Below are 18,009 nucleotides of genomic sequence, written 5' to 3'. Positions count from 1 at the left end.
TATCTTAGTCAGGAGTAGAGATGAGTATTCGAGTAATTATTGCCGGTTTTAAGGGAAAGATGGGCCAAGCTGCTTGTCAGATGGTCTTGGCTGATCCAGACTTGGATTTGGTCGCAGTTTTGGATCCTTTTGAGTTTGAGTCAGAATGGCAGAGAATTCCTGTCTTCAATGATAAGGCTGATTTAGCCGGGTTTGAAGCGGATGTCTGGGTAGACTTTACTACACCAGCGGTTGCCTACGAAAATACACGCTTTGCTCTTGAAAATGGCTTTGCTCCAGTAGTTGGAACAACAGGATTCACTAGTGACGAAATTGCAGAACTAAAAGCATTTTCCCGTGAACAAGATTTGGGTGGCTTGATTGCTCCTAACTTTGCTTTGGGAGCTGTCTTGCTTATGCAATTTGCGGCGCAGGCTGCCAAATATTTCCCAAATGTGGAGATTATCGAGCTCCATCATGACAAGAAAAAAGATGCTCCGAGCGGAACAGCCATTAAAACGGCTGAGTTGATGGCGGAAGTGCGTGAGTCTATCCAGCAAGGTGCGCCTGACGAGGAAGAATTGATTGTGGGTGCTCGCGGTGCTGACTTTGGTGGCATGCGCATCCATTCGGTCCGTTTACCAGGCTTGGTAGCCCATCAGGAAGTCATCTTTGGCAATCAGGGAGAAGGATTGACCCTCCGTCATGACTCCTATGATCGCAGCTCCTTCATGACAGGGGTGAATTTGGGAATCAAAGAAGTTGTCAAGCGTCATGAGCTTGTCTATGGATTAGAACACTTATTATGAGATTAACGCAAATGCCTTCTGAATTTCAGAAGGCTTTACCAGTATTAGAAAAAATTAAAGAAGCAGGCTTTGAAGCCTATTTTGTTGGGGGATCTGTTCGAGATGCCCTCCTCAATCGTCCTATCCATGATGTGGATATCGCGACTTCTTCCTATCCAGAGGAGACCAAGCAGATTTTTCCGCGAACAGCCGATATTGGAATTGAGCACGGAACTGTCTTAGTTTTAGATGGGGATGAGGAGTATGAGGTAACGACCTTTCGAACTGAAGATGTCTATGTGGACTATCGTAGACCCAGTGCGGTTTCCTTTGTGCGTTCGCTAGAAGAAGACCTCAAACGTCGTGATTTCACAGTTAATGCCTTTGCCTTGGATGAGACAGGCGAAATCATTGACTTGTTCCATGGTTTAGAAGATTTGAAAAACCAAGTCCTGCGAGCAGTTGGAGTGGCTAGTGAACGTTTCAACGAAGATGCTTTGCGTATTATGCGTGGTTTTCGTTTTCAGGCCAGTCTTGGTTTTAAACTTGAGTCAGAAACTTTTGTGGCGATGAAGACTTTGACGCCACTCTTGGAAAAAATTTCTGTAGAGCGTACATTTGTTGAGTTTGATAAACTCTTGCTGGCTCCTTTTTGGCGAGTTGGTCTGTCTTCCATGATTGAGAGTCGAGCTTATGACTATCTTCCAGACATGGCAGGAAGCCAGGACAAGCTCAACAGACTGTTTGTTTTGGAGACTGATTTCACTTTTGAATCATCTGAACAAGCCTGGGCGGCCCTCTTGTGGGCTTTGGAGATTAAAGATGCACAGCCATTTTTGAAAGCTTGGAAAACCTCACGCCAGTTTGCCAAGCAAGTACAGGATTTGCTGACTATTTTGGCTTTGCGAGAAGAAGGAGAGCTGAGCAAGCGCGATTGTTACCGCTTTGACTTGGATTCCCTTCTACAAGCTGAAAGTCTTCGTCAGGCTCAAGGGAAAGAAGTCAACCCACAAGCCATCACAGAAACTTACCAGAGTTTGACCATTCATGATAAGAAAGAAATCCAGATTAACGGAGGAGTTCTGATTAAGGAATATGGTTACCAGCCAGGACCAGACTTGGGAGAGATTTTAACAGAGATTGAGTTTGCCATTGTCGATGGAGAGTTGGAAAATGATCGTCAAGCAATCCATGCTTACCTGAGGGAGAAAAAATGAGTGATTTTATCGTTGAAAAACTAAGCAAATCCGTTGGTGATAAGACCGTTTTTAAAGATATTTCCTTTATTATCCATGATTTGGATAGAATTGGTCTGATTGGTGTTAATGGAACGGGTAAGACAACCCTTTTGGACGTCTTTTCTGGCACTTCTGGCTTTGATGGGGACGTCAGCCCCTTTTCAGCTAAGAATGATTATCAGATTGGTTACTTGACCCAGAATCCAGACTTTGATGATAGCAAGACGGTCTTGGATACGGTTCTTTCCAGCGACCTCAAGGAAATTCAGCTCATTCGTGAGTATGAATTGATCATGCTCAACTACAGTGAGGATAAGCAGGCTCGTTTGGAACGTGTCATTGCCGAAATGGATTCTCTCCAAGCTTGGGAAATTGAAAGCCAGGTCAAGATGGTTCTCAGCAAGTTGGGTATTCAGGACTTATCAACTCCAGTTGGGGAATTGTCAGGTGGCCTGAGAAGAAGGGTCCAGTTGGCGCAAGTTCTTCTTGGCAACCACGACCTCTTGCTTCTGGACGAGCCAACCAACCACCTGGACATTGCGACCATTGAGTGGCTGACCCTTTTTTTGAAAAATTCCAAGAAAACCGTCCTCTTTATCACCCACGATCGCTATTTTCTAGATGCACTATCAACGCGGATTTTTGAGTTGGACCGAGCAGGCTTGACCGAGTATCAGGGAAATTATCAGGACTATGTTCGCCTCAAAGCAGAGCAGGATGAGCGTGACGCAGCTATGCTCCACAAAAAAGAACAACTCTATAAGCAAGAATTAGCCTGGATGCGCAGGCAACCGCAAGCGCGTGCGACCAAGCAGCAGGCTCGTATCAATCGTTTCCATGACTTGAAAAAAGAAGTTTCAGGCGGCGTTGCTGAGGCAGACTTGACCATGAACTTTGAAACCAGTCGGATTGGGAAAAAAGTCATCGAGTTTAAAGATGTTTCCTTTGCTTATGAGAATAAGCCAATATTGCAAGATTTTAATCTCTTGGTGCAAGCTAAAGACCGTATCGGTATCGTTGGGGACAACGGTGTTGGGAAATCAACCCTACTCAACTTGATTGCAGGAAGTCTTGAGCCAACTGAAGGACAAGTTGTGAGAGGGGAAACTGTTCGCATCGCCTATTTCTCTCAACAAATTGAGGGCTTGGATGAAAGCAAACGGGTCATCAATTACCTGCAGGAAGTAGCAGAAGAGGTTAAGACCAGTGGTGGTTCTACGACTTCCATTGCAGAGTTGCTAGAGCAGTTCCTCTTCCCACGTTCGACGCATGGAACCTTGATTGAGAAATTGTCTGGTGGAGAGAAAAAACGCCTTTATCTCCTCAAATTGCTCTTGGAAAAACCAAATGTTCTTCTCTTGGATGAGCCGACCAATGACCTAGATATTGCGACCTTAACAGTCTTAGAGAATTTCTTGCAAGGTTTTGCAGGGCCTGTCTTGACAGTTAGCCACGACCGTTATTTCCTGGATAAGGTAGCGACCAAGATTCTCGCTTTTGAGGATGGCAAGATTCGTCCTTTCTTTGGTCATTACACCGACTACCTTGATGAAAAAGCCTTTGAAACAGAGATGGCCAATCAAGTGCAAAAGGCAGAAAAGGAGAAAGTGGTCAAGGTCCGTGAAGACAAGAAACGTATGACCTACCAAGAAAAGCAGGAGTGGGCAAGCATTGAAGGGGATATTGAAGCCTTGGAAAATCGTATCGCTACTATTGAAGAGGAAATGCAGGCCAACGGCTCTGACTTTGGCAAACTGGCGACGCTTCAGAAAGAGCTAGATGAGAAAAATGAAGAACTTCTTGAAAAATACGACCGCTATGAGTACCTAAGTGACTTTGATGGTTAGGTGAATAGAAAAATCCTGTCATTATGACAGGATTTTTCTATTCTTCTTTTTTGGTTTCTTGATGAAAGATATTTTGCCAAGTCTCATGGCGACGCCAGATACTGGTGTGGATGATTCCGTCCATCTCATAGCAAATGAGCTTGGTTTTCTGACTAATGGAGGTAATCTGAATGTCCTTAATCGCAGCTTTAAGTTCTTTTTCAGACTTATAAGCCTCTTTATCCATCTGTTCTCCATCTTGACGGATATAGATAAAGTCCTCAGCCAAGAGTTCTTCGAGTTGATTTCCCTGATCAATCAATTGCTCGCGCATGAGTAGTTTTTTGTAGACATTGTCTAAAATTTCGTCTTCAGGTATAGGAGCAGGTTCGATATGGACATCGGTGTCAAATACTCCAAAACGCTCTTCTAGCATGGATTCGACCTGGTCTGCAATTTCGTGACTTTCATAGACTGATAAATCAGGATTCATCTCCAGCGTGATATCAAGGTAGATATTGCTACCATAGGTACGCCCTCTTTGGGACTTGACCTTACTAATCTTTGGAATTTCCATTATGGCCTTTTGGTAGTCTTCTAGTAGCCGGTCATCAAAACCATCTGAAAGACTGAAGGACGATTCGATAAAGATATCATAGGCTGTCTTTAAGATAAAGAAAGTGATGATGATAGCGACTAATTTATCCACAATCGGATAATTAAAACTGCTGGCTAGGATGGCAATGGAAGTACCAAGCGAGGTGACTGCATCGGAAAGATTATCTTTAGCTGCTGCCTTTAGAGCTTTGGATTTGGATTTCTTACTGAGGCGTGTGTTATAGAGATAAACGGCAAACATAACCGCTGCAGAAATGATTCCTAGAAATGCTCCCAGAGGATCGATAATCGTNTGTTCCTGACTGAGGATTTTCTGAATGGTGTCCCGAAGCACATCAAAGCCAACGTAAAACATAATGATGGAAGTGATTAAACTAGCTAAATCTTCAATCTTCCAGTGTCCAAAGCGGTGGTCACGGTCTGCAGGATGGCGAGCCATCCGAATGCCGATCAAGAGAGCAACATTTCCGATAATATCGGATACGTTGTTGAAACCATCCGCTACCAAACTGGATGAATGAAGTAGATGTCCAGTTGCTAACTTAGCTGCTGATAAGAGTAAGTAGGTCGAGATACTGACAATGGCACCACGCTCAGCTAACTTGAGATTTGACATGGATTGATTCATTGGACTTCCTTTTTAGTATAAATAATATTCTTTCATTATACTGGTTTTTGCGGGAAAATTCAAATTTAGTCCTCCTTCATCGAATTTTAATGATTGAAAACTTTTCAAAATTTGGTATAATAGTACTACTCAAGGGAGTAGCTGGCAGAAACCTGTGATAGTGTCGTCATTCCGAATTGTGTACTGCAAAGTATACCTTCCGGCCCTATCTTAAACAGCGAGACTTGTTATGATTAACAGGTCTCTTTTTGTTTGTCATAAAACCAAAAGAGAGCTTGTTTTGCACACAATGTCAAGGAGGAGACACATGTCAAAAGAACAAAAACGCCAAGCGTTTTATACTCAAAGTCCTGGAGAGGTCTTGAAGTCGGTTGAAGCAACTGAGCAAGGCCTTTCGTCAAGCGAAGCGCAGAAACGCCTTGCTGAATATGGGCGCAATGAACTGGAAGAGGGTGAGAAAAAATCTCTCTTGGTCAAATTCATCGAACAGTTTAAGGATTTGATGATTATTATTTTGGTGGCTGCAGCCATCTTGTCTGTCATAACTTCTGGTGGGGAAGATATTGCAGATGCGATCATTATCCTAGCCGTTGTTATCATCAACGCAGCCTTCGGTGTTTACCAAGAAGGAAAAGCGGAAGAGGCCATCGAGGCCCTCAAGTCTATGTCCAGTCCAGCTGCTCGCGTTATTCGTGATGGGCACATGGCAGAGATTGATTCCAAAGAATTGGTGCCAGGAGATATCGTTGTCCTTGAAGCTGGTGATGTGGTACCAGCAGACCTACGTTTGCTAGAAGCTAATTCACTTAAAATCGAAGAAGCGGCCTTAACAGGTGAGTCTGTTCCAGTCGAAAAAGACTTGACAGTTGAACTTGCTGCAGATGCTGGTATTGGTGACCGTGTCAATATGGCTTTCCAAAACTCAAACGTGACCTATGGTCGTGGTCTTGGTGTTGTCGTCAATACAGGTATGTACACGGAAGTTGGTCATATCGCTGGCATGCTCCAAGATGCGGATGAGACGGATACACCACTCAAACAAAACTTGAACAACCTTTCTAAGGTCTTGACCTATGCTATTTTGGTCATTGCCCTTGTTACTTTTGTAGTTGGAGTCTTCATTCAAGGTAAAGATCCACTTGGTGAGTTGATGACCTCTGTTGCACTTGCTGTTGCAGCCATTCCAGAAGGACTCCCAGCTATCGTGACCATCGTTCTTGCCCTTGGTACTCAAGTTTTGGCAAAACGAAACTCTATCGTTCGTAAGTTGCCAGCAGTAGAAACACTTGGTTCAACTGAGATCATCGCTTCTGATAAGACTGGTACGCTTACCATGAACAAGATGACCGTCGAAAAAGTCTTCTATGATGCAGTCCTACATGATTCAGCTGATGACATTGAACTAGGTCTTGAAATGCCTCTTCTTCGTTCAGTTGTTTTGGCTAATGATACTAAGATTGATGCAGAAGGAAACCTAATCGGGGATCCAACCGAAACAGCCTTTATCCAGTATGCCTTGGATAAGGGCTATGATGTTAAAGGATTTTTAGAAAAATATCCTCGTGTAGCTGAATTGCCATTTGACTCAGATCGTAAACTCATGTCAACGGTTCACCCATTGCCAGATGGGAAATTCTTAGTGGCAGTCAAGGGAGCTCCTGACCAACTCTTGAAACGTTGTGTTGCTCGTGATAAGGCTGGTGATATTGCTTCGATTGATGAGAAAGTCAATGACTTAATTCACACAAACAACTCTGAAATGGCTCACCAAGCCTTGCGTGTCCTGGCAGGTGCTTATAAGATTGTAGACAGCATTCCAGAAAACCTCATTTCTGAAGAGCTTGAAAACAACTTGATCTTTACTGGTTTGATTGGGATGATTGATCCTGAACGTGCCGAAGCAGCAGAAGCTGTTCGTGTCGCTAAGGAAGCGGGAATCCGTCCAATCATGATCACTGGTGACCACCAAGACACAGCAGAAGCTATTGCCAAACGTTTGGGAATTATCGACGAAAATGACTCGGAAGACCATGTTTTGACTGGTGCTGAGCTTAACGAACTTTCTGATGAAGAATTTGAAAAAGTCGTTGGTCAATACTCTGTCTACGCGCGTGTATCTCCAGAACACAAGGTTCGTATCGTCAAGGCTTGGCAAAAACAAGGTAAGGTTGTTGCTATGACAGGTGACGGTGTTAATGATGCGCCAGCTCTGAAAACAGCCGATATCGGTATCGGTATGGGAATCACTGGTACAGAGGTTTCTAAGGGGGCTTCTGACATGATTCTTGCAGATGATAACTTTGCGACCATTATCGTCGCAGTTGAAGAAGGACGCAAGGTCTTCTCAAACATTCAAAAGACTATTCAGTACTTACTTTCTGCCAATACTGCTGAAGTATTAACTATCTTCCTATCAACCTTGTTTGGTTGGGACGTCTTGCAGCCAGTTCATCTTTTGTGGATCAACTTGGTAACCGATACCTTCCCAGCTATCGCTCTTGGTGTTGAACCTGCTGAGCCAGGTGTTATGACCCACAAACCTCGTGGACGTAAGTCAAGCTTCTTCTCAGGTGGTGTTTTGAGTTCTATCATCTATCAAGGTGTACTCCAAGCAGCTATTGTTATGAGTGTTTATGGACTTGCAATTGCTTACCCAGTTCATGTGGGTGACAATCATGCCATTCATGCGGATGCCCTTACTATGGCCTTTGCAACCCTTGGTTTGATTCAACTATTCCATGCCTACAATGTCAAGTCTGTTTACCAATCCATCTTGACAGTTGGCCCATTCAAGTCTAAGACCTTTAACTGGTCCATCTTGGTATCCTTCATCCTTCTGATGGCGACCATCGTTGTAGAACCACTTGAAGGTATCTTCCACGTAACCAAACTAGACTTGTCACAATGGGCTATTGTTCTAGCTGGAAGCTTCTCAATGATACTTATCGTCGAAATCGTCAAGTTTGTTCAACGTAAACTTGGTCTTGATAAGAACGCGATTTAAAAAGAAAGTCATCTTCGGATGGCTTTTTTTGCATTTGAGGGAAAGGACTAGAAGTTGCCCCCTTTTGTGCTATAATAAAGTAAAGATGTAAGGAGCGTAAGAGAATGGAAAAGAAAATTGTCCGAGATGTCTTATTCTTGTCGCAGGTCTCGAAACCTGCAAGTCAGGAAGACCTTTATCTGGCTAAGGATTTGCAGGATACCCTGCTGGCTAATCGCGAGACCTGTGTCGGTCTAGCGGCCAATATGATTGGTGTGCAGAAGCGTGTCATTATCTTTAATCTTGGCTTGGTTCCCATGGTTATGTTTAACCCCATTCTCCTTTCCTACAAAGGACCTTACGAGACAGAGGAAGGGTGTTTGTCCTTGACTGGGGTGCGATCAACAACTCGTTATGAAACGATTACGGTTTCCTATCGAGATAGTAAGTGGCAGGAACAGACCATTACGTTAACAGGTTTTCCAGCTCAGATCTGCCAACATGAACTGGATCATTTGGAAGGACGGATTATTTAGGAGGAATTCAGATGAAACGCATACTATTTGAACTTGTTTTTATCGCAACGACCTGGTATATATTTTTACCACCCTTCAATCTGACTAGTTGGGAATTCATCTTCTTTCTCTGTGGGCATTTGGTGGTGATGGGGATTTTGTTTAGTTTCCGCAAGGATACCAATCTCCTCAAAACTGTTCACCTACGCCATGGCAAGGCTACCAAAGATCTCAATCTAGAAGGATTCCTTTTTACCAAACTTAGTAGAGGATTGTTTCTGACTGCAGCTATCATTTTTGCCCTTGCTGGTCTGGTAAGCCTAGTAACCTCTAGCTTTTTCCAAGCAAAAAATTATGCTAATGTGGTGTCTATCACAGAAAAAGATTTTAAAGATTTTCCTAAGAGTGATACCAGTAAGGTTCCAATCCTAGATCGGAGCACTGCAGAGAAGATTGGAGATCGTTATCTAGGCTCTCTGACGGATAAGGTCTCCCAGTACGTAGCAGCAGATACTTATACCCAGCTGACGGTTGATGGCAAACCTTATCGAGTAACTCCTTTGGAGTATGCCGACCCGATCAAATGGTTTAATAATCAGTCCAAGGGAATTGGCGAGTATATCAAGGTTGATATGGTGACAGGAAATGCGGAATTGGTGGATTTAAAAACGCCAATGAAGTATTCAGACTCCGAGTATTTTAACCGAGACGTCAAACGTCATCTTCGGATCAAGTACCCAACCAAGATTTTTAAAACGCCCTCCTTTGAGGTGGATGATGAAGGCAATCCTTTCTATGTAGCAACCGTTTATCAAAAGCAGTTTGGTCTAGGAGTTCCTCGCCCTTCGTCTGTTATTATCTTAGACGCCACCAATGGAGAAACCAAGGAATACAGCTTGGATGAAGTACCAGAATGGGTGGATCGTGTCTATCCAGCAGAAGAAACCATCCAGCAAATCAACTATAACGGCAAGTATAAAGACGGCTTCTGGAATGCCTTGATTTCTAAGAAAAACGTTACCCAAACGACAGAAGGCTATAACTATCTTTCTATCGGAAATGACATTTATCTCTACACTGGGGTGACTTCAGCCAACGCTGACGAAAGTAATCTAGGATTTATCCTTGAAAATATGCGTACTGGTGAAATCACCAAGTACAATCTAGCTTCAGCAACCGAAGAATCAGCCCGTGCTTCCGCAGAAGGAGCAGTGCAGGAAAAAGCCTATAAGGCGACCTTCCCTATCCTTGTCAATCTCAATGACAAACCGCTCTACATCATGGGATTGAAGGACAATGCAGGTTTGGTCAAGGAGTATGCTTTGGTTGATGCAGTAGAGTACCAAAACGTCATCGTAGCAGCTACAGTAGATGAACTCCTCAGCAAATATGCCAATAAAAACGACCTCGAGCTGGATAATGAAACGGTAGAAAACATCAAGGGAGTGGTTTCAGACCTTAAATCAGCTGTTATCAAGGGTGACACCGTCTACTTCTTCAAAGTTGATGGCAAGATTTATAAGGTCAAGGCCTCAGTGTCAGACGATCTTCCTTACCTCGAAAATGGCCAATCCTTCGAAGGTCAAGTTGGAAAGGATAATTATCTCAAGACCTTTAAAGTCAAGTAAAAGAAACCTCGGTATGAACCGAGGTTTTTAAGATGAAATTCTTGGTCGTGATTGAAAAATATGCTACACTAACAATATGAAAATTTTAATCCCAACAGCAAAAGAAATGAACACAGACCATCCTTGTATTGAAGCGCTCCCTTTGAGGGAAGAAAGTCAGGCAGTCCTTGACTCACTAGCGCATTACTCAGCTAGTGAATTAGAGACTTTTTATAAGGTATCTGCCGAGAAAACAGAGGAAGAGTATGCTCATATTCAAGCTTTAAAAGATCACAGGGCTAAGAACTATCCAGCCTTGAAACTCTTTGACGGTCTCATGTATCGCCACATCAAGCGAGATGGGTTAACCGAAACTGAACAAACCTATCTTGAAAATCATGTTTTAATAACATCAGCTTTATACGGTGTTGTCTCAGCCTTGTCGCCCATGGCTCCTCATCGTTTGGACTTCTTGATGAAGTTAAAAGTTGCTGGAAAAACTCTAAAGAGTCATTGGAAGTCAGCCTATGATGAGGCCCTAGAGGATGAGGATTTGATATTTTCACTCTTATCATCAGAGTTTGAAACCGTATTTTCAAAGGAAATCAGAGAAAAGATGGTGAACTTCAAATTTATGGAGGATAAGGCAGGACAGTTGAAAATTCATTCAACTATTTCAAAAAAAGCCCGTGGCGCCTTTTTGACCGCCTTGATAGAGGGGCAAGTCCAAACAGTCGAACAAGCTCGCCAGCTCAGTTTTGCAGGTTTTGACTACCAACCTGATTTATCCAGTGACTTAGAACTCGTCTTTGTGAAACAAGCATAAAACCAGCTCATTCGAGCTGGTTTTTGCTGGATTAGTTGATGGCTGCAAGAAGGTCGTCCGCTTGTTTTGCAAGTGATGAAGCAGTTGCTTCTTCTAACACCAATTTTCCGTCAGCCCAAGCAGAGTCATTGACACGAGCAGCTGTAAAGTCACCAACGACTTGTGTACGGATAAATGGCAAGAGGTCTTTATAAATAGCAAAGAGTTGATCGTGACCGGCATTGGCTACAGATGAGACAGTAACAAACTTGTCTTGTAGGGCAGAAGCACCACGTGTATCAGACAAGTCAAGGGCACGAGAGAGCCAGTCAAGCAAGTTTTTCACGGTTCCAGGGATAGAGAAGTTGTAGACTGGAGAGAAGATCCAGATAGCATCCGCAGCAAGGACTGCTTCACGAGCAGCAGCTACAGCTGGATAAGTTGGAACTTCCAAATCTTGGCTGAAGAGAGGAACAGCTGAGTAATCAAGATAGCTAACTTCCGCTTTTCCAGCAAGTGCTTTCTCAGCTTCGAGGGCCATTTGGTGGTTGAAAGAACCTTGGCGTAGTGAACCGACGATAAATAATACTTTTTTGGACATGATGTGTCTCCTTTAGTTTAAAATTCAAAGAGCGAACTCTTTTGTCACCATCTATGTTACAACAAATGGTACTAATTAGCAATAATTTTGCTCACAAATTTTTAAATTTTTTTAAAATGCGGATTAAGTCTTCCTTTTCGCCATCTTCCAAGATGCTAAGTGCTTCTACGATAGAATCGATATGGTCAGGAAGAACCTCTTCGATTTTTCTGCGTCCTGCAGGTGTTAATTTCAGGAAAAAGGATCGACGATCCTTGGGGTCGCAAGTTCTAGAAATCCACCCATCTCGAACCATATTTCGAATGACAACAGTCATGTTTCCGGAAGTGGCTAGCATTTTTTCAATCAAATCCTGAATGCGCAGTTCCCCCTTGCTATAGAGGGTTTCCAAAACTGAAAATTGGGTGGGTGTTAGCCCGTGTTCTTTAGCAGCCTTGGCTTCATATGGTTTAAAAGTCCGTATGGCTTTATTGAGGACGATAGCCGTTTTTAAGTCTAATTGATTATCGGAAATTTTCTTTTTCAAATATTGTTTCATAAGGTTATTTTATCAATAATGAGAGAGAAAAACAAGAACTTATATTTTATAGTAAAAGATTCTTAGAATGTTCCTGTCTTCACTTGTAATAAAGAAGGAGAGATGGTAAAATAGACGAGTGAAACTAAGACAGAAAAAAGCAAAAAACAAGCTACTTTTACAGTATGGAATCGGCATTGCTCTGGTAGTACTAGTCATGACCACTTCCTTCCTTTATCTGATATCACTCAGCATGAAACCCTATCAAGATGCTAGGGTTGAGGGAGAAAAACTAGCCAAGCAGTATGCAGAATTGGAACAGGCAGATCAGGTTGATTTTTATAATGGACTAGAAGGCTATTACAGTGTTCTGGGACATAATAAAAAGCAAGAGGCCATTGCCGTACTGATTGAAAAGAATGACCACAAGATTTATGTTTATCAGCTTGATAAGGGGATTTCTCAAGACAAGGCAGCGACGATTTCGAGGGAAAAAGGAGCTAGCGACATTGACAAGATTACTTTTGGTCGCTATCAGGACAAGCCGATTTGGGAAGTCAAGTCAGGAAATCAGTACTATCTGGTCGACTTTGAAACAGGAGCAGTGATCCAATAAGGAGGGCATATGAAACTATCCAAACGTGTACTAGAAATGGAAGAAAGCGTCACTCTAGCCAGTGATGCAAGAGCCAAAGCATTAAAAGCTCAGGGAAAAGATGTTCTTTTCTTAACCTTGGGACAGCCTGATTTTCATACTCCTGAAAACATTCAGGATGCAGCGATAGAAGCGATTCGAGATGGACGAGCTTCCTTTTATACAGTTACTTCAGGCCTACCAGAGTTAAAAGCGGCGGTTAATACCTATTTTGAACGCCACTATGGGTATTCCGTAGCGGCTAACGAGGTTACCTTTGCCACTGGTGCCAAGTTCTCTCTCTACACCTTCTTTATGGCTGTGGTCAATCCAGGTGATGAGGTCATCATTCCTACACCATACTGGGTCAGCTATGGAGACCAGGTCAAGATGGCAGAAGGTGTGCCAGTCTTTGTCCAGGCCAAGGAAGACAATCACTTTAAAGTAACAGTAGAGCAGCTAGAAGCAGCGCGAACAGCTAAGACCAAGGTCTTGGTTCTCAATTCACCATCGAATCCGACTGGTATGATTTACTCTCGTGAGGAACTCATGGCTATCGGAAATTGGGCTGTTACGCATGATGTCCTTATCCTAGCAGATGATATTTATGGTCGTTTGGTTTATAACGGGAATGAGTTTGTTCCAATCTCTAGTCTGTCAGAAGCCATTCGCAAGCAAACCATCGTGATTAACGGTGTATCTAAGGCCTATGCCATGACTGGTTGGCGAGTAGGTTATGCTGTGGGAAATCCTGAGATTATCGCTGCCATGAGCAAACTAACAGGACAAACAACCTCTAACCTGACTGCCGTATCTCAATATGCTACCATTGAAGCCCTAACTGGGCCACAAGACTCTGTCGAAATCATGCGCCAGGCTTTTGAGGAACGTTTGAACACTATTTATCCTCTCTTGTGCCAAGTGCCAGGATTTGAAGTTGTCAAGCCCCAGGGAGCCTTCTATCTCTTCCCAAATGTTAAAAAAGCGATGGAGATGAAAGGTTATACTGATGTGACAGAGTTTACAACGGCTATCCTCGAAGAAGTCGGCCTTGCCTTGATTACAGGAGCTGGATTTGGAGCACCAGAAAATGTTCGTCTCAGCTATGCCACAGACTTGGATACTTTGAAAGAAGCTATTCGCCGTTTGCATCAGTTTATGGAAAAATAAAACTCAAAATCTTCGCCTTTTTGGCGAAGATTTTTTGTAACGAAAATCTCGCGAATTTTCTCTAGTCGAACCTAGCTATCGTAGTCTATTTATGGTAAAATAGTGGGTAATGATGTCTTCGGACAAGTTAAACGAAAAAAGGAAGATAGATTATGACAAAACGTGTAACAATCATCGAAGTAAAAGACTACGTTGGTCAAGAAGTGACCATCGGAGCCTGGGTTGCCAATAAATCAGGAAAAGGGAAAATTGCCTTCTTGCAATTGCGTGACGGAACAGCCTTTTTCCAAGGAGTCGCCTTCAAACCAAACTTTATTGAAAAATTTGGTGAAGAGGTAGGTCTTGAAAAATTTGAAACGATCAAACACTTGAGCCAAGAAACGTCTGTTTATGTGACAGGGATTGTCAAAGAAGACGAACGTTCTAAGTTTGGCTATGAGTTGGATATTACAGACATCGAAGTGATTGGTGAATCTCAAGACTACCCTATCACACCAAAAGAACACGGAACCGATTTCTTAATGGACAACCGTCACTTGTGGCTACGATCTCGTAAGCAAGTGGCTGTGATGCAAATCCGTAACGCTATCATCTATGCAACTTATGAGTTCTTTGATAAGAACGGATTCATGAAGTTTGATAGCCCAATTCTTTCAGGAAACGCAGCAGAAGATTCAACAGAACTCTTTGAAACAGACTACTTTGGAACACCAGCCTACTTGAGTCAATCAGGTCAGCTTTACCTAGAAGCAGGGGCTATGGCTCTTGGCCGTGTCTTTGACTTTGGTCCAGTATTCCGTGCTGAAAAATCAAAAACGCGCCGTCACTTGACTGAGTTCTGGATGATGGATGCGGAGTACTCATACCTGACACACGATGAGTCACTCGACTTGCAAGAAGCTTACGTAAAAGCCCTTCTTCAAGGTGTACTTGACCGTGCTCCCCAAGCCTTGGAAACCTTGGAACGTGATACAGATCTTTTGAAACGCTACATTGCAGAGCCATTCAAACGCATCACTTACGATCAAGCCATTGACCTCTTGCAAGAGCATGAGAATGATGAAGATGCTGACTACGAGCATCTTGAGCATGGGGATGACTTTGGTTCACCACACGAAACATGGATTTCAAACCACTTTGGTGTACCAACCTTTGTCATGAACTACCCAGCAGCCATCAAGGCCTTCTACATGAAACCAGTTCCTGGTAACCCAGATCGTGTGCTTTGTGCAGATTTGCTTGCACCAGAAGGTTATGGAGAAATCATCGGTGGTTCTATGCGTGAGGAAGACTACGACGCCCTTGTCGCGAAGATGGAAGAACTTGGTATGGATCGTACAGAATACGAATTCTACCTTGACCTTCGTAAATACGGTACAGTTCCACACGGAGGATTTGGTATCGGTATCGAGCGTATGGTAACCTTCGCAGCAGGTACAAAACACATCCGTGAAGCTATTCCATTCCCACGTATGTTGCACCGTATCAAACCATAAAATAAATCCAAACGCCCTTAGGGCGTTTTTTCAAAGTAAAAGAAAGAAGAGGTGGAGAACATGTAAAGCACAGCTTAACAAGTGACAAATACAAAGATACAAATACACTTGTTAAAGGAGAAACTATGTTTAAACGAAATTACCGGAAGAATATCGGTCTCATGGCTGGTGTGGAATTTTTTGCCTTTCTGGGCATTACCAGCTTTTGGATTCTATTTCTCAGTCAAAACGGGATGTCGCTTTGGCAGATTGGCTTATTGGAAAGTATTTTTCATGCCACCAGTGTCATTTGTGAAATTCCCTCTGGAATGTTAGCTGACCGCTATTCCTATAAAACCAATCTGTATTTAAGTCGAATCGCTGGGATTGCGTCGTCGATTCTTATGTTACTAGGGCAAGGTAATTTTTGGATTTACGCACTCGCTATGGTGGTGAGTGCCTTGTCTTATAATTTTGATTCGGGGACGAGTGCAGCCATGGTTTATGATTCGGCCGTGGAGGCTGGATTAAAAGAGCGCTACTTGTCCATCTCCAGTTTTATGTCAGGAGTAGCAGAAGGGACTCGGTCTTTGGGGACCGTTTTAGCGGGATTTTTTGTCCATGGTCAATTGCACTTGACCTACTATATCATGATTGCTACTTCGATAATCGTTCTTTTCCTAACTTGGATGCTAAAAGAGCCTAGTGTTAAAGCGCAAAAATCTGAGCGTCTGACGATGAAAAAAATAATCTGGACTGTCAAAGAGGAGTTGCGGAGAAACCCCAGTCTTTTTAGTTGGATGATTCTTTCCCAAATCATCGGGACACTGATGTGCATGTTTTATTTTTACTATCAAAATCAACTTCCTGACTTAGAAGGGTGGCAGATTTCGATGGTCATGTTGATGGGCAGTGTTTTGAATATCTGGGCAGTTTATCTAGCAAGTAAGATTGGAAAGAAGTATTCAGCCTTAAAACTCTTTCCCATTCTTGTACTCTTGACGGGAGGAACTTATTTGCTTTCCTACTTTGGTACGCCGCTGATTTATATTTTGGTTTATTTGATAGGTAACGCCTTATATGCTCTCTTTCAGCCGATTTTTGATAATGATTTACAAAAGCGACTCCCAAGTGAGGTACGGGCAACCATGCTAAGTGTCTACTCTATGATGTTCAGCCTAAGCATGATTATCATTTTTCCTCTGACGGGATGGTTGATTGACTATCTAGGATTTGTAGTAGCCTTCCTTTACTTAGGGCTCGTTTTAGTTCTAGCCAGCTTTTTGCTATTTTTCATTTTGAAAGAGATGGCCAGAGCTTTGGAACTTAAAGAGGATGTTATTTCTAAGTAATAAAGTTATTTTTTCACTTTTATCTTTTTTACTTGCTATCTGTCAGTTTTTCTAGTATAATGGTTTATTGTGAGCGAACCTCACTTACCCCTTGCAAAGGCTGGGGGTCATTAGACCAAAAGGAGGAACATATCAATGGCTAAATACGAAATTCTTTATATCATTCGTCCAAACATTGAAGAAGAAGCGAAAAACGCTTTGGTAGCACGTTTTGACTCTATTTTGACTGACAACGGTGCAACTGTTGTTGAATCAAAAGATTGGGAAAAACGTCGTCTTGCATACGAAATCCAAGATTTCCGTGAAGGACTTTACCACATCGTTAACGTTGAAGTAAACGATGACGTAGCTCTTAAAGAGTTTGACCGTCTTTCAAAAATCAACGCTGACATTCTTCGTCACATGATCGTCAAACTTGACGCGTAAGAAGGTAGATTATGATTAACAATGTTGTACTTGTAGGGCGTATGACGCGTGACGCTGAGTTGCGTTATACCTCATCAAATGTAGCAGTTGCGACTTTTACTCTTGCAGTAAACCGTACATTTAAGAGTCAAAATGGCGAACGTGAGGCTGATTTTATCAATGTCGTTATGTGGCGTCAACAGGCTGAAAATCTTGCTAACTGGGCTAAAAAAGGCTCTCTTATCGGGATCACAGGCCGTATCCAGACTCGTAGTTACGATAACCAGCAAGGACAACGTGTCTACGTAACAGAAGTCGTGGCTGAGAATTTCCAAATGTTGGAAAGCCGCGGAGTGCGTGAAGGACATTCAGGTGGAGCTTATTCTGCACCAACTGCTGGCCAATCAGCACCTGCAAACCCAGTACCAGACTTTTCACGTTCTGAAAATCCATTTGGAGCAACCAATCCATTGGACATTTCAGATGATGATTTACCATTCTAATGGACAATTAATACTATAAAGGAGAAAAAACATGGCTCAACAACGTCGTGGCGGATTCAAACGCCGTAAAAAAGTTGATTACATCGCAGCAAACAAAATTGAATATGTTGATTACAAAGATACTGAGCTTCTTAGCCGTTTCGTTTCAGAACGTGGGAAAATCCTTCCACGTCGTGTAACAGGAACTTCAGCTAAAAACCAACGTAAAGTAACAACAGCTATCAAACGCGCTCGCGTAATGGCTTTGATGCCTTTCGTAAACGAAGATTAAAGAAAAGACCCTTACGGGTCTTTTTTTCACGAGCATAGAAATGAGAGAGCGAGTTGGGTCCAGTGGACCTCTTTTTCATGAGCTCGAAAACAAG

Annotated in this window: 17 protein-coding genes; 14 read left to right on the top strand and 3 right to left on the bottom strand. The window is 42.8% G+C overall.

Annotated elements, in window-relative coordinates; translation table 11 throughout:
• The first annotated feature begins 20 nt into the window (after positions 1-20).
• The 3 genes from dapB to D8847_RS04555 are packed head-to-tail and all read left to right on the top strand — an operon-like array spanning position 21 to position 3,852.
• Complete coding sequence (dapB, locus tag D8847_RS04565) at positions 21-788, top strand: 4-hydroxy-tetrahydrodipicolinate reductase (protein WP_125840768.1); 768 nt, start codon at positions 21-23, stop codon at positions 786-788.
• Positions 785-1,984: a CCA tRNA nucleotidyltransferase gene (locus D8847_RS04560; RefSeq protein ID WP_125840767.1), complete on the top strand. Its 1,200-nt coding sequence runs from the start codon at positions 785-787 to the stop codon at positions 1,982-1,984. Before dapB ends, D8847_RS04560 begins: the two co-directional genes overlap by 4 nt.
• On the top strand, positions 1,981-3,852 hold the full coding sequence (locus D8847_RS04555; RefSeq protein WP_125840766.1) for an ABC-F family ATP-binding cassette domain-containing protein: 1,872 nt from the start codon (positions 1,981-1,983) through the stop codon (positions 3,850-3,852). The genes D8847_RS04560 and D8847_RS04555 overlap by 4 nt, the downstream gene beginning before the upstream one ends.
• A gap of 37 nt (positions 3,853-3,889) precedes the next feature.
• On the opposite strand, the gene D8847_RS04550 is transcribed toward D8847_RS04555, so the two are convergent.
• Complete coding sequence (locus D8847_RS04550; protein WP_125840765.1) at positions 3,890-5,077, bottom strand: cation diffusion facilitator family transporter; 1,188 nt, start codon at positions 5,075-5,077, stop codon at positions 3,890-3,892.
• Between the two features lie 307 nt (positions 5,078-5,384).
• Here D8847_RS04550 and D8847_RS04545 point away from each other — a divergent pair, with 307 nt between their 5' ends.
• The 4 genes from D8847_RS04545 (at position 5,385) to yaaA (ending at position 11,008) form a co-directional block, all read left to right on the top strand.
• Entirely contained in the window at positions 5,385-8,081 is a 2,697-nt protein-coding gene (locus D8847_RS04545; protein WP_125840764.1) for a cation-translocating P-type ATPase, read from the top strand.
• A gap of 104 nt (positions 8,082-8,185) precedes the next feature.
• Positions 8,186-8,596, top strand: a complete 411-nt coding sequence (locus tag D8847_RS04540; RefSeq protein WP_049478990.1) for a peptide deformylase — start codon at positions 8,186-8,188, stop codon at positions 8,594-8,596.
• Between the two features lie 11 nt (positions 8,597-8,607).
• Positions 8,608-10,203: a hypothetical protein gene (locus tag D8847_RS04535; RefSeq protein ID WP_125840763.1), complete on the top strand. Its 1,596-nt coding sequence runs from the start codon at positions 8,608-8,610 to the stop codon at positions 10,201-10,203.
• A gap of 76 nt (positions 10,204-10,279) precedes the next feature.
• Complete coding sequence (gene yaaA / locus D8847_RS04530) at positions 10,280-11,008, top strand: peroxide stress protein YaaA (RefSeq protein WP_125840762.1); 729 nt, start codon at positions 10,280-10,282, stop codon at positions 11,006-11,008.
• 31 nt (positions 11,009-11,039) lie between these two features.
• On the opposite strand, the gene D8847_RS04525 is transcribed toward yaaA, so the two are convergent.
• Together D8847_RS04525 and D8847_RS04520 are read right to left on the bottom strand one after the other, a co-directional pair.
• Entirely contained in the window at positions 11,040-11,588 is a 549-nt protein-coding gene (locus D8847_RS04525) for an NADPH-dependent FMN reductase (RefSeq protein WP_125840761.1), read from the bottom strand.
• Between the two features lie 91 nt (positions 11,589-11,679).
• Positions 11,680-12,126, bottom strand: coding sequence for a MarR family winged helix-turn-helix transcriptional regulator (locus D8847_RS04520; RefSeq protein ID WP_125840760.1), 447 nt, complete (start codon positions 12,124-12,126; stop codon positions 11,680-11,682).
• Positions 12,127-12,244: 118 nt separating this feature from the next.
• Between D8847_RS04520 and D8847_RS04515 the strand changes: the two genes are divergently transcribed.
• The 7 genes from D8847_RS04515 to rpsR all read left to right on the top strand — a co-directional run bounded on the left by D8847_RS04515 (position 12,245) and on the right by rpsR (position 17,915).
• Entirely contained in the window at positions 12,245-12,721 is a 477-nt protein-coding gene (locus D8847_RS04515) for a DUF5590 domain-containing protein (RefSeq protein WP_000776858.1), read from the top strand.
• 9 nt (positions 12,722-12,730) lie between these two features.
• A complete protein-coding gene (locus D8847_RS04510) occupies positions 12,731-13,909 on the top strand; it encodes a pyridoxal phosphate-dependent aminotransferase (RefSeq protein WP_125840759.1) in 1,179 nt (392 codons plus the stop codon).
• A 152-nt stretch (positions 13,910-14,061) separates the two neighbouring features.
• On the top strand, positions 14,062-15,405 hold the full coding sequence (asnS, locus tag D8847_RS04505) for an asparagine--tRNA ligase (RefSeq protein ID WP_125840758.1): 1,344 nt from the start codon (positions 14,062-14,064) through the stop codon (positions 15,403-15,405).
• Positions 15,406-15,530: 125 nt separating this feature from the next.
• Entirely contained in the window at positions 15,531-16,736 is a 1,206-nt protein-coding gene (locus D8847_RS04500) for an MFS transporter (protein ID WP_125840757.1), read from the top strand.
• 135 nt (positions 16,737-16,871) lie between these two features.
• Positions 16,872-17,162, top strand: coding sequence for a 30S ribosomal protein S6 (gene rpsF, locus D8847_RS04495; protein ID WP_125840756.1), 291 nt, complete (start codon positions 16,872-16,874; stop codon positions 17,160-17,162).
• Between the two features lie 11 nt (positions 17,163-17,173).
• Complete coding sequence (ssbA, locus tag D8847_RS04490) at positions 17,174-17,644, top strand: single-stranded DNA-binding protein SsbA (protein WP_125840755.1); 471 nt, start codon at positions 17,174-17,176, stop codon at positions 17,642-17,644.
• Positions 17,645-17,675: 31 nt separating this feature from the next.
• Positions 17,676-17,915: a 30S ribosomal protein S18 gene (gene rpsR, locus D8847_RS04485; RefSeq protein WP_000068664.1), complete on the top strand. Its 240-nt coding sequence runs from the start codon at positions 17,676-17,678 to the stop codon at positions 17,913-17,915.
• Positions 17,916-18,009 lie beyond the last annotated feature (94 nt).

The organism is Streptococcus mitis (assembly GCF_003942795.1).
Lineage (GTDB): Bacteria > Bacillota > Bacilli > Lactobacillales > Streptococcaceae > Streptococcus > Streptococcus mitis_BJ.
Note: the sequence above shows the minus strand (reverse complement) of the source record. Positions and strands in the feature narration are given on the sequence as shown.